We start from the raw sequence: 259 nt of genomic DNA on the forward strand, positions 1-259 counted from the left end.
TCGACAGTCCGCCGACGAATTCCGCTATCGATCGCATGTCGACCGTGACGAGATTCTTGTGACGCGCCTGTAGCCATTCGAGAAAAAGTCCCCACTGCGCGCGATACACCTCCGCCGACGAATGGCGAAAGTTTTGCCCGGCGAGCCATGCATCGAAAGCTGTGCGCGGATCGACCAGCCAGTCTTGACGTTCCGTATCGAATAGATCCGCACCAGTGGCGGATAGACCAGTGGGGCCAACAGGATCGGTGGAGACCAT

The 259-nt window shown here is 58.3% G+C and carries 1 pseudogene; it reads right to left on the minus strand.

Annotated elements, in window-relative coordinates:
- Window positions 1–259, minus strand: a pseudogene (locus SB753_RS38755) (site-specific integrase); the annotation flags it as partial.

The sequence above is a fragment of the Paraburkholderia sp. SIMBA_053 genome (assembly GCF_046534895.1).
Taxonomy (GTDB): domain Bacteria; phylum Pseudomonadota; class Gammaproteobacteria; order Burkholderiales; family Burkholderiaceae; genus Paraburkholderia; species Paraburkholderia caledonica.